Annotated in this window: 23 protein-coding genes; 8 read left to right on the top strand and 15 right to left on the bottom strand. The window is 66.6% G+C overall.

Annotated elements, in window-relative coordinates; genetic code table 11:
- The first annotated feature begins 313 nt into the window (after positions 1-313).
- The 3 genes from KUH32_RS02075 (at position 314) to KUH32_RS02065 (ending at position 3,434) form a co-directional block, all read left to right on the top strand.
- A complete protein-coding gene (locus KUH32_RS02075; RefSeq protein ID WP_254899049.1) occupies positions 314-1,924 on the top strand; it encodes an inorganic phosphate transporter in 1,611 nt (536 codons plus the stop codon).
- A gap of 428 nt (positions 1,925-2,352) precedes the next feature.
- Entirely contained in the window at positions 2,353-2,853 is a 501-nt protein-coding gene (locus KUH32_RS02070; RefSeq protein ID WP_217776408.1) for a twin-arginine translocation pathway signal, read from the top strand.
- Positions 2,853-3,434 (top strand): ferric reductase-like transmembrane domain-containing protein, encoded by a 582-nt coding sequence (locus KUH32_RS02065; protein ID WP_217776407.1) that lies wholly within the window; start codon positions 2,853-2,855, stop codon positions 3,432-3,434. The genes KUH32_RS02070 and KUH32_RS02065 overlap by 1 nt, the downstream gene beginning before the upstream one ends.
- A gap of 495 nt (positions 3,435-3,929) precedes the next feature.
- On the opposite strand, the gene KUH32_RS02060 is transcribed toward KUH32_RS02065, so the two are convergent.
- The 9 genes from KUH32_RS02060 to paaI all read right to left on the bottom strand — a co-directional run bounded on the left by KUH32_RS02060 (position 3,930) and on the right by paaI (position 12,351).
- A complete protein-coding gene (locus KUH32_RS02060) occupies positions 3,930-4,304 on the bottom strand; it encodes a Na+/H+ antiporter subunit G (RefSeq protein WP_217776405.1) in 375 nt (124 codons plus the stop codon).
- A 10-nt stretch (positions 4,305-4,314) separates the two neighbouring features.
- Positions 4,315-4,584 carry a K+/H+ antiporter subunit F gene (locus KUH32_RS02055; protein ID WP_217776404.1) on the bottom strand — a complete coding sequence of 90 codons (270 nt, stop codon included), beginning with the start codon at positions 4,582-4,584 and terminating at the stop codon, positions 4,315-4,317.
- A complete protein-coding gene (locus tag KUH32_RS02050; RefSeq protein ID WP_217776403.1) occupies positions 4,581-5,072 on the bottom strand; it encodes a Na+/H+ antiporter subunit E in 492 nt (163 codons plus the stop codon). Before KUH32_RS02050 ends, KUH32_RS02055 begins: the two co-directional genes overlap by 4 nt.
- A gap of 4 nt (positions 5,073-5,076) precedes the next feature.
- On the bottom strand, positions 5,077-6,627 hold the full coding sequence (locus KUH32_RS02045) for a monovalent cation/H+ antiporter subunit D (protein ID WP_217776401.1): 1,551 nt from the start codon (positions 6,625-6,627) through the stop codon (positions 5,077-5,079).
- Positions 6,624-6,977, bottom strand: coding sequence for a Na+/H+ antiporter subunit C (locus KUH32_RS02040; RefSeq protein ID WP_217776400.1), 354 nt, complete (start codon positions 6,975-6,977; stop codon positions 6,624-6,626). Before KUH32_RS02040 ends, KUH32_RS02045 begins: the two co-directional genes overlap by 4 nt.
- Position 6,978: 1 nt before the next feature.
- A complete protein-coding gene (locus KUH32_RS02035; RefSeq protein ID WP_348541069.1) occupies positions 6,979-9,840 on the bottom strand; it encodes a monovalent cation/H+ antiporter subunit A in 2,862 nt (953 codons plus the stop codon).
- Between the two features lie 171 nt (positions 9,841-10,011).
- Positions 10,012-10,605, bottom strand: coding sequence for a TetR/AcrR family transcriptional regulator (locus KUH32_RS02030; protein ID WP_217776399.1), 594 nt, complete (start codon positions 10,603-10,605; stop codon positions 10,012-10,014).
- A gap of 4 nt (positions 10,606-10,609) precedes the next feature.
- Positions 10,610-11,920 carry a phenylacetate--CoA ligase PaaK gene (gene paaK, locus KUH32_RS02025; protein WP_217776397.1) on the bottom strand — a complete coding sequence of 437 codons (1,311 nt, stop codon included), beginning with the start codon at positions 11,918-11,920 and terminating at the stop codon, positions 10,610-10,612.
- The gene (gene paaI, locus KUH32_RS02020) at positions 11,917-12,351 is read right to left on the bottom strand and encodes a hydroxyphenylacetyl-CoA thioesterase PaaI (protein ID WP_217776396.1); all 435 of its coding nucleotides are present in this window, start codon (positions 12,349-12,351) and stop codon (positions 11,917-11,919) included. The genes paaK and paaI overlap by 4 nt, the downstream gene beginning before the upstream one ends.
- A gap of 132 nt (positions 12,352-12,483) precedes the next feature.
- Here paaI and paaZ point away from each other — a divergent pair, with 132 nt between their 5' ends.
- The 5 genes from paaZ to KUH32_RS01995 all read left to right on the top strand — a co-directional run bounded on the left by paaZ (position 12,484) and on the right by KUH32_RS01995 (position 18,620).
- Complete coding sequence (gene paaZ, locus KUH32_RS02015) at positions 12,484-14,502, top strand: phenylacetic acid degradation bifunctional protein PaaZ (RefSeq protein ID WP_217776395.1); 2,019 nt, start codon at positions 12,484-12,486, stop codon at positions 14,500-14,502.
- A gap of 1 nt (position 14,503) precedes the next feature.
- Positions 14,504-15,304, top strand: a complete 801-nt coding sequence (locus tag KUH32_RS02010) for a hypothetical protein (RefSeq protein ID WP_217776394.1) — start codon at positions 14,504-14,506, stop codon at positions 15,302-15,304.
- A gap of 121 nt (positions 15,305-15,425) precedes the next feature.
- A complete protein-coding gene (locus KUH32_RS02005; RefSeq protein ID WP_217776393.1) occupies positions 15,426-16,478 on the top strand; it encodes a TRAP transporter substrate-binding protein in 1,053 nt (350 codons plus the stop codon).
- A gap of 64 nt (positions 16,479-16,542) precedes the next feature.
- Positions 16,543-17,127, top strand: a complete 585-nt coding sequence (locus KUH32_RS02000; RefSeq protein ID WP_217776391.1) for a TRAP transporter small permease — start codon at positions 16,543-16,545, stop codon at positions 17,125-17,127.
- Positions 17,128-17,171: 44 nt separating this feature from the next.
- On the top strand, positions 17,172-18,620 hold the full coding sequence (locus KUH32_RS01995) for a TRAP transporter large permease (protein WP_431358185.1): 1,449 nt from the start codon (positions 17,172-17,174) through the stop codon (positions 18,618-18,620).
- On the opposite strand, the gene KUH32_RS01990 is transcribed toward KUH32_RS01995, so the two are convergent.
- From KUH32_RS01990 to pobA, 6 genes are all read right to left on the bottom strand, one after another.
- Positions 18,607-18,876, bottom strand: coding sequence for a DUF6455 family protein (locus KUH32_RS01990; RefSeq protein ID WP_217776389.1), 270 nt, complete (start codon positions 18,874-18,876; stop codon positions 18,607-18,609). The two genes, KUH32_RS01995 and KUH32_RS01990, sit on opposite strands and share 14 nt — an antisense overlap.
- Before the next feature lie 83 nt (positions 18,877-18,959).
- Positions 18,960-20,165 (bottom strand): cytochrome P450, encoded by a 1,206-nt coding sequence (locus KUH32_RS01985; protein ID WP_217776388.1) that lies wholly within the window; start codon positions 20,163-20,165, stop codon positions 18,960-18,962.
- A gap of 25 nt (positions 20,166-20,190) precedes the next feature.
- A complete protein-coding gene (gene pcaG, locus KUH32_RS01980; RefSeq protein ID WP_217776387.1) occupies positions 20,191-20,790 on the bottom strand; it encodes a protocatechuate 3,4-dioxygenase subunit alpha in 600 nt (199 codons plus the stop codon).
- Positions 20,790-21,515 carry a protocatechuate 3,4-dioxygenase subunit beta gene (pcaH, locus tag KUH32_RS01975; protein WP_217776386.1) on the bottom strand — a complete coding sequence of 242 codons (726 nt, stop codon included), beginning with the start codon at positions 21,513-21,515 and terminating at the stop codon, positions 20,790-20,792. The genes pcaG and pcaH overlap by 1 nt, the downstream gene beginning before the upstream one ends.
- On the bottom strand, positions 21,508-21,894 hold the full coding sequence (pcaC, locus tag KUH32_RS01970) for a 4-carboxymuconolactone decarboxylase (RefSeq protein ID WP_217776385.1): 387 nt from the start codon (positions 21,892-21,894) through the stop codon (positions 21,508-21,510). Before pcaC ends, pcaH begins: the two co-directional genes overlap by 8 nt.
- 10 nt (positions 21,895-21,904) lie before the next feature.
- Positions 21,905-23,074 carry a 4-hydroxybenzoate 3-monooxygenase gene (gene pobA / locus KUH32_RS01965; protein WP_217776384.1) on the bottom strand — a complete coding sequence of 390 codons (1,170 nt, stop codon included), beginning with the start codon at positions 23,072-23,074 and terminating at the stop codon, positions 21,905-21,907.
- Between the last annotated feature and the right edge of the window lie 48 nt (positions 23,075-23,122).

Genomic DNA, 23,122 nt, shown 5'->3' with positions numbered 1-23,122 from the left:
CCGGTTCATCGGTGCGCAACGCGCCCGCGCGGCGGCCGCGGCGCAGGTTGACGGGCATCCGACACGTCACTGTCCGAACCGAGCTGATGGCGCATGGTGCAGCGATATGCATGGTGCAGGCATCTGGTGTCATGCGCGCCAGTATGTCCTTCCCTGTGTTCAAGTGATGCCCGCGACCGCGCGAGCACCTGTCCCGCCCCTTCGAAAAGGGTTGCCCGCATACCACACACCAGCCTGGGGCGCCTTGTCTATGACCTGCGTCAACGACGCGGACCGGCGAAGCTTGAAATGAGAGATGTCGACTTTCGAGCACATGGGCGAGTTGCATTCAACGGCGCGAGCCTTGGGGGGAATTGCATTGCTGAAAACCGAAAATCTTGAATCCGCTGTTCAGTTGAACCGCGATGAGTTGTTCCGTTTCGGAACGGCGTTGATCTTCATCGTCGGGATCATGCTGTTCACCATCGTCCGCACCGATGGCGGGATCGACGGCATATTGCTGGTCGTGGCCGCGATGATCGGCGGCTACATGGCGATGAACATCGGTGCCAACGACGTGGCCAACAACGTCGGCCCGGCTGTTGGCTCGCACGCGATAACGCTGACCGGCGCGATCCTGATCGCGGCGTGTTTCGAAGCGGGGGGCGCGCTGATTGCCGGTGGCGATGTCGTCGGCACCATCAAGAACGGCATCATCGACCCCGATCTGGTGGCCAACCGCGATACGTTCATCTGGCTGATGATCGCGGCGCTGTTGGCAGCGGCGGTCTGGTTGAATTTCGCAACCGTCATGGGTGCGCCGGTCTCGACGACGCATTCGATCGTCGGCGGCGTGCTGGGCGCCGGTATCGCCGCAGCGGGCTGGGACATCGCGGACTGGACCCAGGTGGGCATGATCGCGGCGAGCTGGGTGATTTCGCCATTGCTCGGCGGGCTGATCGCGGCAGGTTTCTTGTATCTCATCAAGCGCTCGATCACCTACAAGCCCGACGTTCTGTCGGCGGCAAACCGGATGGTACCGTTCCTGGTGGCCGTGATGGCCTGGGCCTTTGGCACCTATCTGATGCTGAAAGGCGTCAAGAAACTGGTGGCGGTCAGCTTTCCGACAGCGGCCGTGATCGGACTTGCGATCGCCATCGCGGTCTTCTTTCTGATGCGGCCGTATATCCGGCGTCAGACCGCGCAGTTGCAAAACCACAAGTCGAGCGTCAACGACCTTTTCACGGTGCCGCTGATCTTTGCCGCCGCGCTTCTGAGTTTTGCCCATGGCGCAAATGATGTGGCGAACGCGGTCGGCCCGCTGGCCGGCATCAACGAGGCCATCCTGCAGGGCGGCGTCGCCGCCAAGGCATCGATCCCGCTTTGGGTCATGGCGGTGGGTGCGATCGGCATTTCCCTCGGACTGGCGCTCTATGGACCGAAACTCATTCGTACCGTCGGCAGCGAGATCACGGAACTGGACAAGATGCGCGCCTATTGCATCGCGATGGCGGCCGCGATCACCGTTATCGTCGCTTCGCAGCTGGGCCTGCCGGTCAGTTCGACCCACATCGCGGTCGGTGGTGTGTTCGGCGTCGGGTTCCTTCGCGAGTATATCAAGTCGAATTACGCAAGGATGCTGGACGATATCCGCGATCACCACGCCGACAAAGACCCCGAGGCCGTGGAGGCCCTGTTGGCGCGTTTCGAGGCTGCGGATGTCATCGCAAAGGGCGAGATGCTGCGCGAGATGAAGGCGCAGGCGGGATCGGACCGTCTGCTTGGAAAGCGGGAAAGAAAAGGTCTGGGCCGTGTGCACCGGGTAGAGCTTGTCAAAAGGAATATCCTGCTCCGGATCGCGGCCGCATGGGTGATCACCGTGCCGCTCGCCGCGCTTCTCGCGGCCATGTTCTACTTCATGATCCGCGGCATGCTGTTGCCTTGATCTGCGGTGTCGGCAGCAAAATGGAGCGACCGAGCGACCAGGTCGGGTGTCGGCAACGCTCGGTTGCCGGTGCATGACGAAAACCGGCGTCGCGGCACGCCTTTGTGCAAGGCCTAATGGCAACGCGGACACGGCATCCGGGCCGTGCCTCGTTCCGCGCGACGGCTGTGGGGGATCGCAAGTCGGGGCGCAATCCTCGGCAGCGTGCAGCCGGTTGCGCGACGGCACAGCAGGTCGAGGATGGTTCCGCACGGATCGCGCCGGTTGCGCCGAGGTTGCACCGCAAACACGCCGGCCTTCGTGGCGTGTCGAGAATTTGTGATGTGACAGGCGTTGTTGTCGCTTCATATCATTAAACGTAAATGGGTGCGCGTAGCCGAAATCGCGCGCGCTGGACGTGTTTGACAGGGCAGAAAGGAGAGACGGTCATGGTGACATCGACCCCGAACCGCCGAACTGTTATTTCCCACGCTGCGACTGCACTTTTCATCGGCGCCGCTGGCCTGGCGGTACCCGCCCGCGCCCAAACGCTTGCGCCGACGCCGACGATGCGGGGCGGCGCGAACAATTACCGTCCCGGCGCGCCGATCGTTGAGCGTATCGGCGGCGGCGGGTTCTTGACCACCGGTACCGTTCGACGGGCGGGCGACGGGGCGCCGCTGGCAGGGCGGCGCATCCAGGTCTGGGCCCATACCACCGAAGGCCACGAACGCGACGCGCGGTCCCACGGGGCGACGCTTACGGATGCGAACGGCGTGTTCCGCATCGAGATGCCTCAGATCGTACCCGCTTTCGGTCAGCCGCACGGCCATCTGGCCTATGACGCCGATTACGACGATGGCGGCTTCGAGACGGTGTTCCTGCGGCCCGTGATGTCGCGCGCGTCGGACACGAGCCTTCATGTCGAGTTCGTTCTTCGCCCGCTCTGATGAATTTGCGCGGCGCGTTGGTCTGGACTGCCTTGGCCCTGGCCATCGCGGTTCCCTTGATCGCGGCCGCGCAAAGCCCGCTTCTGGCGTGGCGTGAGCCGATCTATATCGCCGCCGGATATGCCGGTATCGTCGGGCTGGCGCTGTTGCTGGTGCAGCCCCTGTTGATTGCCGGCATCCTTCCGGGCATCCCGGCGCGTCGGGTCCATGTCTGGACCGGCGCGGGCCTGGTTCTTGCGGTGATCCTTCATGTCACGGGTTTGTGGATCACCAGCCCGCCGGACGTGGTGGATGTCTTGCTGTTCCGGTCACCGACGCCCTTTTCCGTTTGGGGCGCAGTGGCGATGTGGGCGGTATTTGCCGCGGCTGGTCTTGCCGTCATGCGAAGAAGAATCGGGGTGCGCATCTGGCGGCTGGGGCATTCCGTGGCGGTGGTCGTCATCGTGACGGGGACCGTCGTTCACGCATGGCTGATCCAGGGAACGATGGAGGACCTGACGAAAGGCGCGCTCTGCCTGATGATTCTGGGGGCGGGGGCTTGGGCCTTGCGGCAACGGCGCGTCTGGCGCGCGCTGCGCTGATCGAAGGCGGGTAGCGTCTTGCGTAACGGATTGTTGGGCGTGAGCCTTCGGCAAAAGCCGAGCGGCTGTGCGCTGTCCGATGGCTGCACCGGACCGTCATGCATGGCACGGCGCCGGTTTCGGGAACCGGCGTGGCGCGACGTATGATCCCGAAAACGACGACATGGGCGGTTTCCGAGGTTTCACCTTCGACGGACGGGATGTCGTGACGTTCGCCGGGCAGTGTGCGGTTCTGGACGGCTGGACCGGTAGCGGTCCTGCGCTGTCGACCGTCGCGTCGCGGGAGCGCTCATGCGTGGGCCCCGATCCTCGGGCGTGGCGAGACCCAGCCGGGACCGGCCAGCGCCTCAGCGGCCATGCCTCAGGCGGCAAGCCGTGCACTTTTGCCCGCAGCGAAACAGGGTCGATATCGGCTTGGTCGGAGACGAGGATCGTGGGCCGCAGGCTGCCGATCTGGTTCGCCGCGTGGTCGCGCGGGGTCCGGTTTGTGCCCGCTCAATCCAGCGGGTGCGTCTCGGGCGGATCGTCATACCCGGCCCAGCCGCATTGGCGTCCGGTGTCGGGCAGGTCGCCCTTTGCGACATGGTGCAGCATATAGGCCTTGGCGATGAAGTTCGCGGTGACCGGCGCGGTGAGGAACAGGAACAGCGTGATCATCAGCTCGTGAAAGCTGAGGTTGCCCTTGAGCAGGCCGAAATAGAGCATCGAGGCGATCAGCGCGGCGCCGATGCCCAGCGTGGTGGCCTTGGTCGGCGCGTGCAGGCGCTGCATCGAGTCGCCCAGGCGCACCAGCCCCCAGGAGCCGACGATGCCGAAGATGCCCGAGATGACGAGACAGGCGGCGATGAGGATTTCGGCAAGGCTTTCCATGGCGTTTCCCCTATTCGATGATGTTGCCGCGAAGGACGAAGCGGCAATAGGCGACGGTCGAGACAAAGCCGACCATGGCGATCAGCATCGAGGCTTCGAAGAAGGTCTGGCTGCCGGTCCAGATGCCGTAAAGCACCACCAGCGCGATCAGGTTGATGACGATGGTGTCGAGCGCCAGGATACGGTCGGCGGCGTTTGGCCCGGCGGCCAGGCGGTAGACCGTCAGGATCAGGCCCAGCGTGAAACAGGCGGTGGCAAAGATCAGCGCGGCGTGGATCATTCGAAGATCTCCTTGAGGCGGGCCTCGTAGCGGGCCTTGATCTCGTCCCTTGTGGCTTCGGGATCGGTTGTGTGCAGGCAGTGGACCAGGATCGAGCGGCCGTCGGCCGACAGCATCGCGGACACCGTGCCGGGGGTCATGGTGATGGTGCCCGCCAGCACGGTGATCGCCTCGGCCGAGGTCAGCTCCAGCGGGACGGCGATCCAGGCCGAGCGGATCTTGTCGCGCGGCATGAACAGCACGATCCGCGCCACGGCGATGTTGGCGATGACGATGTCCCAGAGTACGAGGAAGAAATAGCTCACCGATTTTAGCGGCCGGCTGAGTTTCGGGCGGTCGGGCCAGTAGGGCGCGGTCAGCTTGGGGATGACGACACCCAGCACGAAGCCCAGCAGCAGGTTGCCGACGGTGATCTTGTTGACCAGCAGCAGCCAGGTGACGGTCAGCGTGAGGGTCAAAAGCGGGTGCGGGAAGAGGCGGGTCATCATCGGCTCAGTTTCCTTCCGCGGCACGGGCCAGCACGGTGGCGATGTAGTCCGAAGGATCGTTCAGCTGGGCCGCTGCCTGTTCGAAATAGGCGGTGGCGGGGCCGGCCAGCACGGTCAGCGCCAGCAGCGCCGCCAGGATCGCGCCAACCCCGGCCAGACCGACGCCCGAGGCCAGGGGCGGTGCCTTGGCGGGCGGCACGGGCGTTTCGGCGACCTCGGCCGGTACCAGTTCGGTGGATTTCCAGAACAGCAGGCTGCCTGCGCGGGCAAAACCGACGATGGTCACCAGCGACCCCGCCAGGATCGCGGTCCAGATCAGGGTGACCTGGTCGCTGTCGCGCACCGCGTCGAGGATCAAGAGCTTGCCCAGGAAGCCCGACAGCGGCGGCATGCCGGCCATGGCGATGGCCCCGGCAAAGAACAACGCCGCCAGCAGCCCGTTCTGCGCCGCGGGCGGGGCGACGGCCAGCCTGTCCTGCGAGGCACCGCGCTGGCTGACCACCAGGTCGGCCACCAGGAACAGGATCGCCGCGGCGAAGGTGGAATGCAGCAGGTAGTAGAGGCTGGCCACGATGGCCTGCGGTGTGAAGGCCGACATCGCCAGCAACAGCGTGCCCATCGATCCCAGCACCGAGAACGACACCAGCGGCAGCAGCCGCCGCGCACCCAGCACGCCGAAGGCGCCGAGCGCCAGCGTCACCAGCGCCATGACCAGCAGCACGTCGCCGGGCAGGGTGCCGGTGGCCACGGTATCGGGCGGGAAGACGACGGTGTAGAAGCGCAGGATGGCGTAGGCGCCGACCTTGGTCATGATCGCGAACAGCGCCGCCACCGGCCCGGGTGCGTTGGCATAGGTGCCGGGCAGCCAGAACTGCACCGGAAACAGCGCCGCCTTGACCGCGAAGACGATCATCAGCAGCAGCGCGGCGACGCGCGCCAGCGCCGCGTCCTCGGCCGGGATTTCCTGCAGCCGCACCGCCAGGTCGGCGATGTTGAGCGTGCCGGTGGTGGCGTAGATCGTGCCGAGCGCGAACAGGAACAGGGTAGAGCCGGCGAGGTTCATCACCACGTATTGCAGCCCGGCGCGCAGCCGTTCCTTGCCGCCGCCGTGAATCATCAGCCCGTAGGAGGCGATCAGCAGCACTTCGAAGAAGACGAACAGGTTGAAGGCGTCGCCGGTCAGGAAGGCGCCGCAGATGCCCATCAGCTGGAACTGGAACAGCGCGTGGAAATGGTGTCCGCGCCGGTCCCAGCCGGTGCCGACGGCATAGGCCTGCACGATCAGCGCCAGCACGGCGGTCAGCAGCACCATCATCGCCGACAGCCGGTCGAGCACCAGCACGATGCCGAAGGGCGCGGGCCAGTTGCCCAGCTCGTAGACATGGGTTGCGCCGCCCGCGGCCAGCAGCGTCAGGCCAAGTGCTATGACTGCCAGGATCGCGGTGCCCGCCAGCGAGAAGCTGCGCGCCAGCACGATGTCGTGGCGCATCACGAAGGCGATGACCGGGGCCAGCAGCGCGGGCAGGATGACGGGGGCGATGATCCAGTGGTTCATGCCCGGTCCTCCGCATCGGCATCGGGTTCGGCGGGGATGTCCACCGCGTCGTCATCGGATTCCAGGAACGCGCCAAGCGCCAGCATCACCAGCACCGCGGTCATGCCGAAGGAAATCACGATGGCGGTCAGCACCAGCGCCTGCGGCAGCGGGTCGGTATAGCCCTCGGCGTATTTGGTCAGGATCGGCGGCAGGCCGGTGGCCAGGCGCCCGGTCGAGAACAGAAAGACGTTCACGGCATAGGACAGCAACGCCAGTCCCAGGATCACCGGGAACGAGCGCAGGCGCAGCACCAGGTAGACGCCTCCGGCGGTCAGCACGCCGACCGAAGCGGCAACGATCAGTTCCATCTCAGCGGTCCTCCGTGCCGGTGCGTTCGGGATGGGACGGGTCCACATCCATCGGCTCGACATTGATGGTTTCGCCCGCGATCCGGGCCATGCGCGACAGGCTGTAGAGCATCAGCATCACCGCGCCGAGCACGGTCAGGAAAACGCCCAGGTCGAACAGCGCCGCGGTCGCCAGTTCAAACTCCTCGATCGGCGGAAACTCGAAATACCCGAAATTCGAGGTCAGGAAAGGCCGCCCGGCCAGCCACGAACCGGCGCCGGTCAGTCCGGCGATGATGACGCCAAGCCCGATCATCACATGGTATTCGGTGCGCTGGCGTTCCTGCGCCCAGAGAAACCCCGAGGCCATGTATTGCATCAGCAGCGCGATGGCGACCACCAGGCCCGCGACGAAGCCGCCGCCGGGCTGGTTGTGACCGCGCAGGAAGATGAAGACGCCGACCATGATGGCGATCGGCATCATCACGCGGGTGGCGACGACCATCATCATCGGGTGGCGGTCGCGACTGTGGATCGCGGTGTCGCGCCAGTTGCGCAACCGCCGCCCGCCGGCGCCGTTCAGGATGGATTGCAGCAGCGCGTAGATCGTCAGCCCGGCGATGCCCAGCACGATGATCTCGCCATAGGTGTCGTAGCCGCGGAAATCCACCAGGATCACGTTGACGACATTGGTGCCGCCGCCGCCGGTCTTGGAATTGGCCAGGTGGTAATCCGAGATGGTGCTGAAGTCGCGGGTCATGAAGGTGTAGGCCAGGACCGCCACCGCAAGCCCCGCCGCCACCGCCAGAGCGCCGTCGCGCACCCGCAGGCCGGCGCCGCTTTCGGCGGGGGTTTCCTTGGGCAGGAAATTCAGCGCCAGCAGCAGCAGAAGGATCGTGACGGTTTCCACCGAGATCTGGGTCAGGGCGAGATCGGGCGCCGAGAGATAGACGAAGCCCGCCGACACCATCAGCCCGATCACCCCGATCACGATCAGCGACAGAAAGCGGTGCCGGTGCAGCGTGACGACCGACATCGTCGCCACCAGCAGCATCACAAAGCCCAGCCCCACGGTCGGCGGCACCGGCAGCAATTCGCGGGTGCCGGGTGTGTGCGCGCCGCCGGTCCAGGCGACGAAACCCATCAGCACCGAAAAGGCGATGAACCAGGCCAGGTAGGTGCTGATCGCGCCGGAATGCAGGGTGCGGGTGATGCGGTCGGACAGGTGGACGCAGGCGGCGACCAGCGCCTCGAAGATCGCCTTGGCCTCGGGGCGCCGCGCGGCCAGCCAGGCGCGCATAAGCGGCCCATGCTGCCACAGCAGGATCGCGCCGCCCAGGATCGCGGCGATGGACAGGAACAGCGCCGGGGTCACCCCGTGCCAGAGTTTGAGCGAGTAATAGGGCAGTTCGTCCCCCACGACAGCCCCGCCCGCCGCGGCCACGATTGGCCCGGCGATGGTCTTTGGAAACAGCCCGATCAGCACCACCAGCGTCGCCAGCAGCGCCGGGGGCGCCCACATGCCGAAGCCGGGATCATGCGGCTTGGACGGATAATCGTCGCGCTTGGGCCCGAGGAAGACATGCACCACGAAGCGGAAGGAATAGGCGACCGAGAACAACGCGCCCATGGTTGCCAGTGCCGGGATGACCCAGTCGTTGCCCAGCCACGCGGTATGCGCCGCTTCCTCCAGCATCATTTCCTTGGACATGAAGCCGTTGAAGGGCGGCAGGCCGGCCATCGACAGCGCCGCCACCGTGGCGATCACCGCGGTCACCGGCATCAGCGCCATCAGCCCGCCCAGCCGCTTGATGTCTCGGGTGTGGGTCTCGTGATCGACGATGCCCGCGACCATGAACAGCGCGGCCTTGAAGGTCAGGTGGTTGATGATGTGGAACACCGCCACCACCGCGGCGATGGGGGTGCCGAGGCCCAGCAGGAAGGTCAGGAAACCCAGGTGACTGACGGTCGAGAAGGCCAGCAGCGCCTTGAGATCGTCCTTGAACAGCGCGATCACCGCGCCGATCACCATGGTGACCAGGCCGGTGGTGGCAACGATGTAGAACCATTCCGCCGTGCCCGCCAGCACCGGCCACATCCGCGCCAACAGGAACACACCCGCTTTCACCATCGTGGCCGAATGCAGATAGGCCGAAACCGGCGTCGGTGCGGCCATCGCATGCGGCAGCCAGAAGTGGAACGGGAATTGTGCCGACTTGGTGAAGGCGCCCAGCAGGATCAGCAGCAACGCCGGCAGATAGTATTCCGAGGCGCGGATTTCCGCGCCTTTGGTGAGGATCACGGACAGGTCGTAGCTGCCCGCGATATTTCCCAGGATCAGCAAGCCCCCGATCATCGCCAGCCCGCCCATGCCGGTCACCGCCAGCGCCATCCGTGCGCCCTGGCGGCCTTCGGGCAGGTGTTTCCAATAGCCGATCAGCAGGAAGGACGATAGCGACGTCAGTTCCCAGAAAACCAGCAGAAGCAGGATGTTGTCGGACAAAACGATGCCCAGCATCGCGCCCTGGAACAGCAGCAGATAGGTGTAGAACTGCCCCATCGGGTCGTCGCCCGACAGGTAGAAGCGGGCATAAAGGATGATCAGAGCGCCAACGCCCAGGATCATGCCCGCGAACAGCAGCCCCAGCCCGTCGAGGAAGAAATTGGCGTGCAGTCCGAGCGCGGGCAGCCACTCGATCCGGGCGTGGATCACCTCGCCGGCCAGCACCGAAGGCGCCATCAGGCCCAGAAGGATCAGTGCGAACAGCGTCGGCGCCAAAGTGAAGGCGGTGCAATAGTTGCGGCCGGCGCGGATCATCAACCCGGGCAGAAGCGCGCCCAGGAACGGCAGGGCCGCGATCAGGACCAGGAAATTCTGCTGCACCGTTCTGTCCCCCCAAACGTCCAGTTCCAAGCGATAAACCGTAAGCGGGCCGCGTTTGGCAACCACAAAGGCCTTGTCAGGCACTGATAAAGGGCGGAAATCGCCCGCGCCAATACCAACTTTCCACAAGTTGGGGCGCTAACAGGGGCGGTTCGGCGGCGGCGGAGCGTTTCAGCGCCCCGCGCCGATCCCGCCGATCAGCGTGCGGCACATCAGCGAGGCATAGGCGGCACGGGCGCGGGCGTCGGCGTCGCCGTCCCACTGGTAGTGCCAGTTGACCAGCGCGAAGACCGACATGGTCAGGCTGTGCACGTCGGTCCGGTCGGTGCCCGGGGGCACCAGTGCCGAAATGCGGGCGCGCACGAAACGCACGAGATCGCGCTGATAGCCGCGCAGCACCTCCTGCTGGTTCTCGGGCAGGGCGGCGATGGCGTTGAGTTGCACGGCATGTTCGGCATCGGCGCCTTCGTAGGCCAGCAGCAATTCGGTCATGATCGCCCGCAATTGGGCGGCCGGGTCGGCGCCGGAGAAGGCCAGGCCGCACACCCGGTCGCGCAAGGCGCTCAAATGGTTGTCGAGGATGTCGAAGAGCAGCGCTTCCTTGCCCGGGTAGTAGTGATAGATGTTGGCCTTGGAAATGCCGCAGGCCCTGGCGACCGCGGCCATCGACGCCCGGCCATAGCCTTCGGCGGCAAAGATGCGCGCCGCTGTCCGCAGGATGGCGTGGCGCTTGTCGTCGTGATCCTTGGCGATGGTGCGGGCCAAGGCGCTATTCCTTGACCCGGTTGTCCACCACCCGGCGCGCCTTGCCCTGGCTGCGCTCGACACCGCCGGGTTCGGCCACCGTGACCTCGGCCGAGATGCCGATCACGTCATGGATATGCTTGGCCAGTTCGCGGGCCTGGGCGGCGCGCGCCTGTGCCTCGGCGGCTTCGGGGCGGCTTTCGACATGCACCCGCATCGCGTCCATCGGGCCCTTGGAATAAAGCTCGATCTGGAAATGCGGGGCGAGGCCGGGGGTGCGCAGCACCTGTTCCTCGACCTGGGTGGGAAAGACGTTGACGCCGCGCAGGATGATCATGTCGTCGCTGCGCCCGGTGATCTTTTCCATCCGCCGCATGCTGCGCGCGGTGCCGGGCAGCAGGCGGGTCAGGTCGCGGGTGCGGTAGCGGATGACCGGCAGCCCTTCCTTGGTCAGCGTGGTGAAGACCAGTTCGCCCATCTCGCCATCGGGCAGCACCGCGCCGGTCTGAGGGTCGATGATTTCGGGGTAGAAGTGATCTTCCCAGATATGCAGCCCGTCCTTGGTTTCGACGCATTCGTTGGCGACGCCCGGCCCCATGACCTCGGACAGGCCGTAGATGTCGACGGCGTGCATGTCGAAGGCCGCCTCGACCTTGGCGCGCATGGCGTTGGTCCAGGGCTCGGCACCGAAGATGCCCACGTCCAGCGACGAGCCGCGCGGATCGATCCCCATGCGGTGGTATTGTTCAAGGATGTTCAGCATGTAGGACGGCGTGACCATGATCGTGGACGGCTTGAAATCCTCGATCAGCATGACCTGGCGTTCGGTCATCCCGCCCGAGATCGGGATCACCGTGCAGCCCAGCCGTTCGGCGCCGTAATGCGCCCCCAGCCCGCCGGTGAACAGGCCGTAGCCATAGGCCACGTGCACCTTGTCGCCGGGACGGGTGCCGCTGGCCCGCATCGAGCGCGCCACCAGGTCGGCCCAGGTGTCGATGTCCTTGGCGGTGTAGCCCACAACGGTGGGCTTGCCGGTGGTGCCCGACGACGCGTGCAGCCGGGCAATCCGGTCCTGCGGCACGGCGAACAGGCCGAACGGGTAGTTGTCGCGCAGATCGGCCTTGGCCGTGAAGGGAAATCTCGCCAGGTCGGCGAGGCCGTGCAGGTCGTCGGGATGCACGCCGGCCTTGTCGAATTGCGTCCGGTAGAACGGCACGTTGTCATAGGCGTGACGCAGAGACCATTTCAGCCGCTGCAATTGCAGCGCCGCGATCTCGTCGCGGCTGGCGATTTCGATCGGGTCGAGGCTGGATCGTGGCGGGGTGCGGTCCTTCATGGCGCGTCTTCCTCAAACAGATGGCCCGAAATGGCGCGGGACTGACCCCGGAACTCGGCGATCACGGTACCGTCGCCGCGGGTGACGGTGACGTCGTAAAGCCCGGTCCTTCCGGTCAGCCGCACCTCGCGCGCGGTGGCGGTCAGGGTGTCGCCGGTATGGGCCGGGGACAGATAGTGGATGGTGTTGGCCTGAGCGACGGTGCGCTGGTTGCGGGAATTACAGGCGAAGGCAAAGGCGCTGTCGGCCAGCGCAAAGGTCACGCCGCCGTGGCACATGCCGTGGCCGTTGCAATGGTGCGACTGCACGGTGAGAGTCAGCACCGCGCGACCTTCGGTCACCTCGGCGATTTCGAAGCCGAACCACTTGGACGCCGCATCGCCGTCCCACATGGCCTGTGCGGCGCGTTTGGCGCGATCCTGCGGCGTCATCGCCGGGCCCTGCCGCGAATCCGGGTGCTGGTCATCCTGCCTCCCCCGCCAGATGATGGGTTACGCTTGCATAAACCAACCGGACGGTCAATAAATGAAATGGACTCAGCCGGGTCCTTGGGGAGGGCGGCCATGCAAGATGTCCAGAGCTTTGTCTGCGGCCGGTGGGTCGGCCCCGGCGCGGGCGCGCGCCCGATCGCCAGCGCGGTGACCGGCGCGGTGATCGCACAGGCGGGCAACGATGCGCTGGACGTCGCGGGCATGCTGGATTTCGCGCGGTCACGCGGCGGCGCTGCGCTGCGGGCGATGACCTTTCACCAGCGCGCCAAGATGCTCAAGGCGCTGGCGCAACATCTCAACGCGCACAAGGACGCGCTGTATCAGGCGTCTTTCGACACCGGGGCCACCGCCAGGGATCACCTGTTCGACGTCGATGGCGGCATCGGCACGCTGTTCGTCTACGCCTCGAAAGGCCGGCGCGAACTGCCCGACGCGCATGTGCTGCGCGACGGGCCTGCGGAACAACTGGGCAAGACCGGCACGTTCCTGGGCCAGCATGTCTATACGCCCAAGCGCGGCGTGGCGGTGCATATCAACGCCTTCAATTTCCCGGTCTGGGGGATGCTGGAGAAACTCGCACCCTGCCTGCTGGCGGGCGTGCCGTCGGTGGTGAAACCGGCCACCGCCACCTGTTATGTGACCGAACTGTGCGTGCGGCTGATGATCGACAGCGGGCATCTGCCCGACGGCGCGCTGCAACTGGTCACCGGCGGCCTGGGCGACACGCTGGATTTGCTGGACTGCCAGGACAGCGTGACCTTCACCGGGTCCGAGGCGACCGCGCTGAAATTGCGCACCGACCCCGGCCTGATCCGGCGCGGCGTGTCCTTTACCGCCGAGCAGGACAGCCTAAACGCCACGATCCTGGGGCCGGACGTGGCGCCGGGTTCGGCCGAGTTCGACCTGTTCGTCAAGGAAGTGCTGCGCGAGATGACCGTCAAGGCGGGGCAGAAATGCACCGCGATCCGCCGCATCATCGTGCCGCAGCCGCAGGTTCAGGCCGTGCTCCAGGCGGTATCGGCGGGTCTGGCCAAGGTGACGGTGGGCGATCCGCGGCGCGAGGACGTGCGCATGGGCGCGCTGGTCTCGGCCGAACAGAGGGCCGACGTGCTGGCCAAGGCGGCCGCGATCGGCGCCGAGGCCGAGCGGGTGTTCGCCGGGCCGGCCGCGCCTTTGGGCGACGGTGTCGAGAACGGCGCCTTTGTCGCGCCGATGCTGTTTCTGTGCGCCGACCCGGACGCGGCCCGGGCGGTGCACGAGACCGAGGCCTTCGGTCCGGTCGCGACCATCCTTCCCTGCCGCGATGCCGGTCACGCCATCGCGCTGGCCAATCGCGGGCGCGGCAGCCTGGTGGCTTCGGTCGTCACCCGCGATCCGGCCTTTGCCCGCGACGTGGTTCTGGGGGCCGGGGCCTGGCACGGGCGGCTCTATTTCAACAATGCCGACAGCGCCGCCGAGGCCACGGGCCACGGCGCGCCGATGCCGCATATGGTGCATGGCGGACCGGGCCGGGCGGGCGGCGGCGAGGAACTGGGCGGCATCCGCGCGGTCAGGCATTTCATGCAGCGCAGCGCGGTACAGGGCAGCCCCGACCTGCTGAGCGCCATCGGCGAGGCCTGGCAGCCCGGCGGCACGCCGGTGCCCGTGCCCGCCCATCCGTTCACCCGCCGCTTCGGCGCGTTGCACTTGGGCGAGACGCTGCAGACCCCGGCGCGGGAAATCACGCTGGCCGATATCGAGCATTTCGCCGAATTCACCGGCGATACCTTCTATGCCCATATGGACGAGGACGCGGCGGCGCGGAACCCGTTCTTTCCGGGCCGGGTGGCGCATGGCTACCTGTTGCTGTCCTTCGCCGCGGGGCTGTTCGTGGAACCGAACGAAGGCCCGGTTCTGGCCAATACCGGGCTGGACAACCTGCGCTTCATGAAGCCGGTCGTGCCGGGCGACAGCATCGCCGTGACGCTGACCGTCAAGCAGAAGACCCCGCGAAACGACGCCTATGGCGAGGTGCGCTGGCATGTCCGGCTGGCCAACCAGGACGACGAAACCGTCGCGGAATACGAACTGCTGACGATGGTGGCGTGCTGACATGGCGCCCGCGTCCGACCCCCTGGCCGAACTGTCCCGCATGCTGGCCGAGGATGGCGGGCTCAAGGTCTGGTCGGTGATCGTCACCGCCCTGGGCGACCTGGCGCAGGGCGACCCCAAGGCCGAGATGCCCGGCCCGGTCCTGACCCGGCTTCTGGCGCGGCTGGGTATCCAGCCCGAGGCGATCCGGGTGGCCCTGCACCGGCTGCGCCGCGATGGCTGGATCGACAGCCGCAAGGCTGGCCGCACCGGCTATCTTCGGCTGTCGGCGACCGGACGTGCGCAGACCGCTCGGGTCGCCGACCGGGTGTTCGGCGCCGCGCCGGTGGCACCGTCGGGTCTGGTTCTGGCCATCGCCCCGCAGGCCGGCGACGGATCGGCGGCGACCCTGCTCGAGGCTGGCGAGGCGCTTTCGCTGGGGCGCGGCGCGATGATCCTGACCGCGCCCGCACCGGATTTGCCTGACGACTGGATGGTGTTCGACGCCACCCTTGCGCAGCCGGGTTGGGTGACGGACCTGCTGGCACGCGAAGCCGGCGAGGCGCAATTCGCGCGACTGTCGAACGCCTTGCAGCCGTTGCGGTCGCTGCCGGGATCGATCCCAGACGGAGAGGCGGCGGCCCTGCGCCTGATGACGCTGCATGGCTGGCGGCGGCTGGTCCTGCGCGCCAACCCCGTCGCCGAGGCACTGATTGGCCCCGCGGCGCAATCCGTCCGGTGCCGGGCGGTGGTCGCGGACCTGCTGCAACGCTACCCGCGCCCTGCACCCGGCGTCCTGGAGACCGACGAGGCCTGGCCATGAGACTTGCCGGCGAACGGTCAAGTCGCATTGTTGACTTGCGCATTCCCGGCTTTGACCGATGATGGGCCGGAAAAAAGGCGGGCGAACAAGCCCGATGCAACGAACCAAGGGAGATCAAACCATGACACTTCGTGCTTCTATGAAGGCACTGCTGTGCGGTGCGGCGCTGGCGGCACTGGGCGCGGCGGGCGCCGGTGCGCAGGAGGTGACGCTGAAGCTGCACCAGTTCCTGCCGGCCCAGGCAAACGTGCCGAAACTCATTCTGGATGTCTGGGCCGACGGCGTCGAAGAGGCGTCGGGCGGCCGGATCAAGGTCGAACGCTATCCGTCGATGCAACTGGGCGGAACGCCGCCGGAACTGATCGATCAGGCCATCGACGGGGTGGCCGACGTGGTCTGGACGGTGGTCGGCTATACCCCGGGCCGGTTCCCGACGACCGAGGTTTTCGAACTGCCCTTCATGGTCGATGACGCCCGCGCGGCATCGTGCGCCTATTGGAAGATGTTCGAGGAGCACATGGCAGAGGGCGAGTTCCGGGACGTCAAGATCCTGGGTACCTGGGTGCATGGTCCGGGCATGTTCCACACCGCCGATCCGGTCGAGACCCCCGGAGACCTGGAAGGCATGAAGATCCGCGGCGGGTCGCGCCTGGTCAACAAGCTGCTCGAACTGACGGGTGCGACGCCGGTCGGCATGCCGGTGCCCGCCATCCCGGAGTCGCTGTCCAAGGGCGTGATCGACGGCACCACCATTCCCTGGGAAGTGACCGCCGCGCTCAAGGTGCCGGAACTCGTCGAGAACCACACCGAGTTCACGGGCACGGCGCTTTATACGCTGACCTTCGTGCTGGCCATGAACAAGGCCAAGTATGACAGCCTGCCGGATGACCTGAAGGCGGTCGTTGACAGCAAGTCGGGGCTGGAGTTTTCGATCTTCGCGGGCGGCACCCAGGCCGATGCCGACGGACCGGCGCGGCAGCTGGCCCTGGATGCCGGCAACAACATCATCACGGTGTCCGAGGCCGACGCAGCCCAGTGGCTCGAGGTCGTGCAGCCGATCTATGCCGACTGGGTCGCCGAGATGAACGGCCGCGGCACCGATGGCCAGGCGCTGATCGATCAGGCCCGCGGGCTGATGGGCGGCGAATGCAAGGGCGCCGACGCCCGGATGTGAGCCGGGCCCGGTCGCGACGTCCGAAGCGGCGTCGCGACCACCCAAGCAACGGATACCCCTGACGATGCATGGCTTCTTTGTCGGCCTGTCGCGGCTGATGGCCTATCTGGGCGGTGCGGTTTTGGCGACCCTGGTCGTGCTGACCTGCCTGTCCATCGCGGGCCGGTCGCTGAACGGATTGCTGCATTCAGACCTGGCCGAGTCTGTCGCGCCTGCGCTTGCAGCGGCGCTGCTGGACCTGGGCATCGGGCCGGTGAACGGGGATTTCGAACTGGTCGAGGCCGGCATGGCCTTTGCCATCTTCGCCTTTCTGCCGCTGTGCCAGATCAGCGGCGCGCACGCATCGGTCGACATCTTCACCGCCCGGCTGGGTCGTCGCGCCAACCGGGTGCTGCTGTGGATCAGCGAGATGCTGTTCGCGGGCGTTCTCGTGCTGATCGCGGTTCAGCTGGGTGCCGGGATGATGGGCAAGCTGCGCACCGGGCAAACCACCTTCCTGCTGGAATTCCCGGTCTGGTGGGCCTACGCGCTGAGCCTGTCCGGCGCGGTTTCGGCCGCTGCCGTCGCGGTCTACATGGCCGCGATGCGCAGCGTCGAGATGGCGACCGGGCGCGATCTGCTGCCGCATGTTCAGGGGGCCGGGCATTGACCGATATCCAGATCGGCGTGCTGTCCTTTCCGGCGCTGCTGTTGATGATCTTCCTTCGGGTGCCGATCGGGCTGGCGATGTTCCTGGCCGGCCTGGCGGGGCTGCTGATCGTCACCGGCGACACCACGGTGCCCTTTGCGCGGCTGAAATCCGAAACCTACACGACCTTTTCCAACTACTCGCTGTCGATCGTGCCGATGTTCCTGCTGATGGGCCATTTCGCGACGCTGGGCGGGATGAGCCAGGCGCTGTTCAAGGCCGCCGAGGGCTGGCTGGGCCACCGCAAGGGCGGGGTGGCGATGGCCGCCGTGGGGGCCTGCGCGGGGTTCGGCGCGATCTGCGGATCGTCCCTGGCCACCGCCGCCACGATGAGCCGCGTCGCCCTGCCGGAACTGCGCGCCTATGGCTATGCCGGCGGTTTTTCCACCGCCACGCTGGCGGCGGGAGGCACTCTGGGCATCCTGATCCCGCCCTCGGTGGTGCTTGTGATCTACGCGATCCTGACCGAGCAGAACATCGCCAAGCTGTTCCTCGCGGCCTTCATCCCCGGCATTCTCGCGGCCATCGGCTACATGATCGCCATCGGCATCTATGTCCGTCTGAACCCGGGCTCGGCGGGCATCCGGCCGCGCGTGTCCTATGGCGACCGGCTGCGTGCTCTGCTGGCGGTCTGGCCGGTGCTTCTGGTCTTCGGTCTGGTGGTGGGCGGCATCTATGGCGGCTGGTTCACGCCGACCGAAGGCGCTGCGGTCGGTGCACTCGGCACCGGGGTGATCGCCTGGTTCGCCGGCGGGCTGACCTGGGCGACGCTGGGCGAAAGCTTCATGGTCACCGCGCGATCGTCGGCGATGATCTTTTTCATCGTGCTGGGCGCGGCCTTCTACAACGGATTCCTGGCGCTGACACAGGTGCCGCAGGAAATCGCCGCCTGGGTGGTCGACCAGGGCCTCAGCCCCTGGCTGGTGCTGATCTTCATCCTGGCCTTCTACCTGGTTCTGGGCTGCCTGATGGACAGCCTGTCGATGATCCTGCTGACGATCCCGATCTTCTGGCCGGTGATGCTGGAACTGGATTTCGGGCTGGTCACGATGGTGGAATTGCAGACCGCGCGGCTGGACGCGCTGGTGGCCAGCGGGGCCGAGCTGTCGCAGGCGGCGCTGGACGAGGCGCGCACGGCACTGGCGGCGGGGGTCGAACTGACGCGCGAGCAGATCCGCGAACTGGGTCTGCGGCAGGTCAACCAGGGCGCGTTGAACCGGGTGAACACCGAACAGGTCGCCATCTGGTTCGGTATCCTGGTGCTGATCGTGGTCGAGGTCGGTTTGATCACGCCGCCGGTGGGGATGAACCTGTTCGTCATCAACGCGATGGACCGCGAAACGCCGATGGTCGAGACCTACAAGGCGGTGCTTTACTTCGTCGCCTCCGACCTGGTCCGCGTGGCGCTGCTGGTCGCGTTCCCGGTCATCACGCTGATGTTCATCCCGTGGTAGTGGCGCGGCGTCCGTCGGGCCAGAGGTGGCGGTTGCGGCAATAATCCGGTGCCGCGCTGACAACGCGGCCCGAGGACAGGGTTTCGGCGCAATCCGCCTGGTGGGTGCAGAACGCACAGCGCATCACCAGGCTGCGATAGTGCGCGGCCTGGGTTTCGGGATCGGCGGCCACCGCGCCCGCCGGATCGTCTCCCATCCGGCCGGCCATCTCGGTGGCCAGCCCGGCGCTGCGGGACAGGGTTCGGAACAGGTCCATGGCGGGCCTCATTGGTTGCAACTGCAACCAATATGTCGGATTCCGGGCAGGTCGGAATTGATATGTATCAAGTAAGCCTTCGCTCAGCCTGGCGACACCGGCAGGCTGGCGTAGCCGCGGAACCGGGCCAGCGGCAGGCGTTTGGCGGCGCCATCGGCGCGCAGTCTTGGAAACCGGCGCACCAGCCGGCCCACGGCGATCTGCCCCTCGATCCGCGCCAGCGACGCGCCCAGGCAGACATGGATGCCGGTGATGAAAGCCAGGTGCCGGTTGGGATCGCGGGTGATGTCGAAGCGGTCGGGGTCGTCGAAAACGCTTGGGTCGCGATTGGCCCCGGCGATGGAGGTGTGCACATAGGTGCCACCGGGCAGCACGGTGTCGCCTAGCGCCACATCCGCCGTCGCCCGGCGGTTGCCGATCTGCAGCGGGCTGTCCATCCGCAGGCTTTCCTCGATGCAGCCGGCGATCAGGGAAGGGTCGTCCAGCAACAGGCGGTGCTGTCCCGGATTGGCCAGCAGCAGTCCGACGGAGTTGCCGACCAGGCTGGTCGTGGTCTCGTGCCCGGCATTGAGCAGGAAGATGCCGTTCTGCACCAGTTCGTCGTCGGTCAGCCGCCGGCCATCGTCTTCGCCGAAGATCAGGCTGTCGAGCACCTCGCCCGGGCCCGCCTTGTCGGGGTGGCGGCGGCGGAAATCGATCAGGTCGGCCAGCAGCGCGCCGAATTCGGTCACGGCCCGATTGCCCGCGTCCAGCCGGTCGTCGGATACCACCGGGTCGAGCGCGCCGAGAATGGCCAGCGAATACCCACGCAGCCTGGCGCGATGGGCCGGCGGAACGCCCAGCATGGCGCTGATGATCTCGGTCGGCAGGACACGCGCATAGGCATCGATCAGGTCGACCGCACCGGCCCCGGCGATATCGTCCAGCAGGCGATCGACGATGGTGCCGATCAACGGCGCGATCTCGGCCAGCTTGCGCGGGGTGAAGGCGCCGGCGATCAGACGCCGCACGGTGGTATGATAGGGCGGGTCGTTGAACACCAGACTGGTGGTGTGGTGATGACCCAGCGGGCAGGCGCCGAATTTCTCGCCGAATTCACGGGTCTTGTCCGACGACATCGCGGCGCTGCGATAGACCGCGCGGCAATCGGCGTGGCGGGTCAGGAAGACCGAGCCGTCCGGGTTCCGGTGAACCGGTGCCTTTTCGCGTAGCGCATGCAGGGTCGGGTGCGGGTTTTCGATGAACTCCGGCCCGATCCGGTTCAGGTCGAAATCCGCGATTCCGGCCATTTTTCTGCTCCTCATCCGGCGCGGGTCAGACGTCGAAGAACACCGTCTCAAGGGCGCCCTGCAGGTGGATATCGAATTGATAGACGCCGTCGCCGGTTCTTTCGGCGATCAGGGTCGACACCCGGTCGTGCGGCTCGATCCGGGTCAGCCAGGGGTCGGCGGCATGAAAGCCGGTATCCTCGGGGAAATACATCCGGGTGTGCAGGCCCAGGTTGATGCCGCGCGCGACGATCCATAGCGTGAGATGCGGCGCCATCACCTGACCGTCGCCGCAGGGCACGGCGCCGGGTTTGATCGTCTCGAACCGCCAGTCACCGGAGTCGTCATCCGCCGCGGCGCGGCCGAAACCGGTGACATCGGGGTCGCTGCCCGGGTTTCCGGGGTAGCGTCCAGCGGCATCGGCTTGCCAGGCCTCGACCAGCGCGTCGTGCAGCAGCGCGCCGCTGCCGTCGATGACGCGGCCGGTCACGGTAATGGGCGTGCCCCTGGCCTTGGGCCCGCACATCCGGTGGCCGAGATCGTGCGGGTAGATCCCGCCGATCCCGCAAAGGTTGGGCATGCAGCCGATATGCACATAGGGTCCGGCGGTCTGGCTGGGGCTTTCCTGGTACGGGCGACGCGGCATCAGTTGCCCTCCGGGCGGTTTTCGAACGGTGTCGACCGGCGCCCGCGCAGCACGATGTCAAAGCGCCAGGCGCAGGCGTCCATCGGGACCGTCTTGCCCATGTCCAGCCGGGCGGTCAGCGCGGCGATCCCTTGGGGCGTCGGGACGGCGTTGACGATGGGGCAAAGCGGGATCAGCGGGTCGCCTTCGAAATACATCTGGGTGATCAGTCGCTGCGCGAAGGCATGTCCGAAAACCGAGAAATGGATATGCGCGGGCCGCCAGCTGTTGGGGCCGTTGGGCCAGGGATAGGGGCCGGGCTGGATCGAGAGAAAGCGATAGGCGCCGTCCGCGCCTGAGATCGTCCGCCCGCAACCGCCGAAATTGGGGTCGAGCGGGGCAAGATAGCCGTCCTTCTTGTGGCGGTAGCGCCCGCCGGCATTGGCTTGCCAGACCTCGATCAACGCGCCCGGCACGCCGCGCCCGGCCTCGTCCAGCACGCGGCCCTGCACGATGATCCGCGGGCCGAGCGCGGCCTGGTCCGGGGCGGCGAAGTTATGGATCAGGTCGTCGTCCTGCGCGCCCAGCATCCCGTGGCCGAACACCGGGCCGGTCAGTTCGCTCGGGGTCTGCGGCATCGACAGCAGCGCGCGCTGCGGCGACCGCGCCACGCTGGTCTTGTAGGCCGGCGCCAGGGCGGGCGGATGGCGCGACCTGTCACGGGGCAGGAACGGGCCGTCATTCATGCCCCGACTCCTCCATCTCGGCAAAGGTCTCGCGGGCCAGCCTCAAAGCCTGGTTGGCGCGCGGAACGCCGGCATAGATGGCGACGTGCTGGAACGCCTCGATCACGTCGCGCTTGCTGGCGCCGGTGCGGGCGGTGGCGCGGATATGCATCGGGATCTCGTCGAAATTCCCGGTCGCGGCCAGCAGCGCCAGGGTCAGCATCGACCTCTCGCGCAGGGAAATACCGTCCGAGGCCCAGACCGTGCCCCAGGCGCTTTCGGCGATCAGCGTCTGGAACGCGTCGTCGAGATCGTCGCGCGCGGCCTCGGCACGGTCGACATGGGCATCCCCCAGCACCGCGCGACGAATGCGCATACCCTTTTCGTAGCGGTCGGTCATCGCATTCTCCTCAATAGGGCAGGCCCACGTAATTCTGCGCCATCGCCACCTGCGCGGCCTCGTTATCGCGCAGGAAATCCAGTTCGGCCTGCTGCATCTTGCGGTCGAAATCGGTCTGGTCGGGAAAGCGGTGCATCAGCGAGGTGAACCACCAGCTGAAGCGTTCGGCCTTCCAGACCCGCGCAAGCGCCTTCTCGGAATAGCCGTCGATTCCGGTCCGGTCGTCATCATGATACCAGCGCCGCAGTGCGTGGTAGAGATAATACACGTCCGAGGCGGCCAGGTTCAGCCCCTTGGCGCCGGTGGGCGGCACGATATGAGCCGCGTCGCCGCACAGGAACAGCCGGCCCCATTGCATCGGTTCGCAGACGAAGGACCGCAGCGGCGCGATGGATTTCTCGATCGACGGGCCGGTTGTCAGCGTCTCGGCCTGTGCGGGCGGAATGCGGCGGCGCAACTCGTCCCAGAAGGCGGTGTCGGACCAGTCTTCGGGTCGGTCCGACAGCGGGCACTGGATGTAGTAGCGGCTGAGCGTGGCGTTGCGCATCGAGCACAAGGCAAAGCCGCGCGGCGAATTGGCGTAGATCAGTTCGTGGTTGACGGGGGGCGTTTCGCTGAGAATGCCCAGCCATCCGAACGGGTAGACCCGTTCGTATTCCAGCCGGATATCGGTCGGGATGGCCCGGCGGGACACGCCGTGAAAGCCGTCGCAGCCGGCGATGAAATCGCAGTCGATGCGGCGGCTTTGGCCGTTTTGCGTGAAGGTCACATGGGGTGCATCGGTCTGCGCGTCGTGGATCGCGACGTCCGAGACCTCGTATTCGATCGACCCGCCGGTTGCCTCGCGCGCGGCATAGAGATCGCGGGTGACTTCGGTCTGGCCATAGACCACCACCGGAACCCCCGCGCGCTGGTGGAAATCGATCCGGAACGCGTCTTTGCCGCAGGCCAGGATCGCGCCGTCATGGGTGAACCCCTCGGCGTGCAGCCGGTCGGCGCAACCCGCCTCTTCCAACAGGTGTACCAGACCCTGTTCCAACACGCCCGCGCGGATGCGACCCAGCACATACGCCTTGGTGCGGCGTTCCAGCACGACGCTGCCGATGCCGTGGCGGTGCAGCAATTGCGACAACAGCAGGCCCGATGGCCCGCCGCCGATGATGGCGACCTGGGTTTTCACCGCGTCCCGTCCTCCCCGTGGTCTTGATACCCCGATCGCGCGCCCAAG

The organism is Thalassococcus arenae, from assembly GCF_019104745.1.
Lineage (GTDB): Bacteria > Pseudomonadota > Alphaproteobacteria > Rhodobacterales > Rhodobacteraceae > Thalassococcus_B > Thalassococcus_B arenae.
Note: the sequence above shows the minus strand (reverse complement) of the source record. Positions and strands in the feature narration are given on the sequence as shown.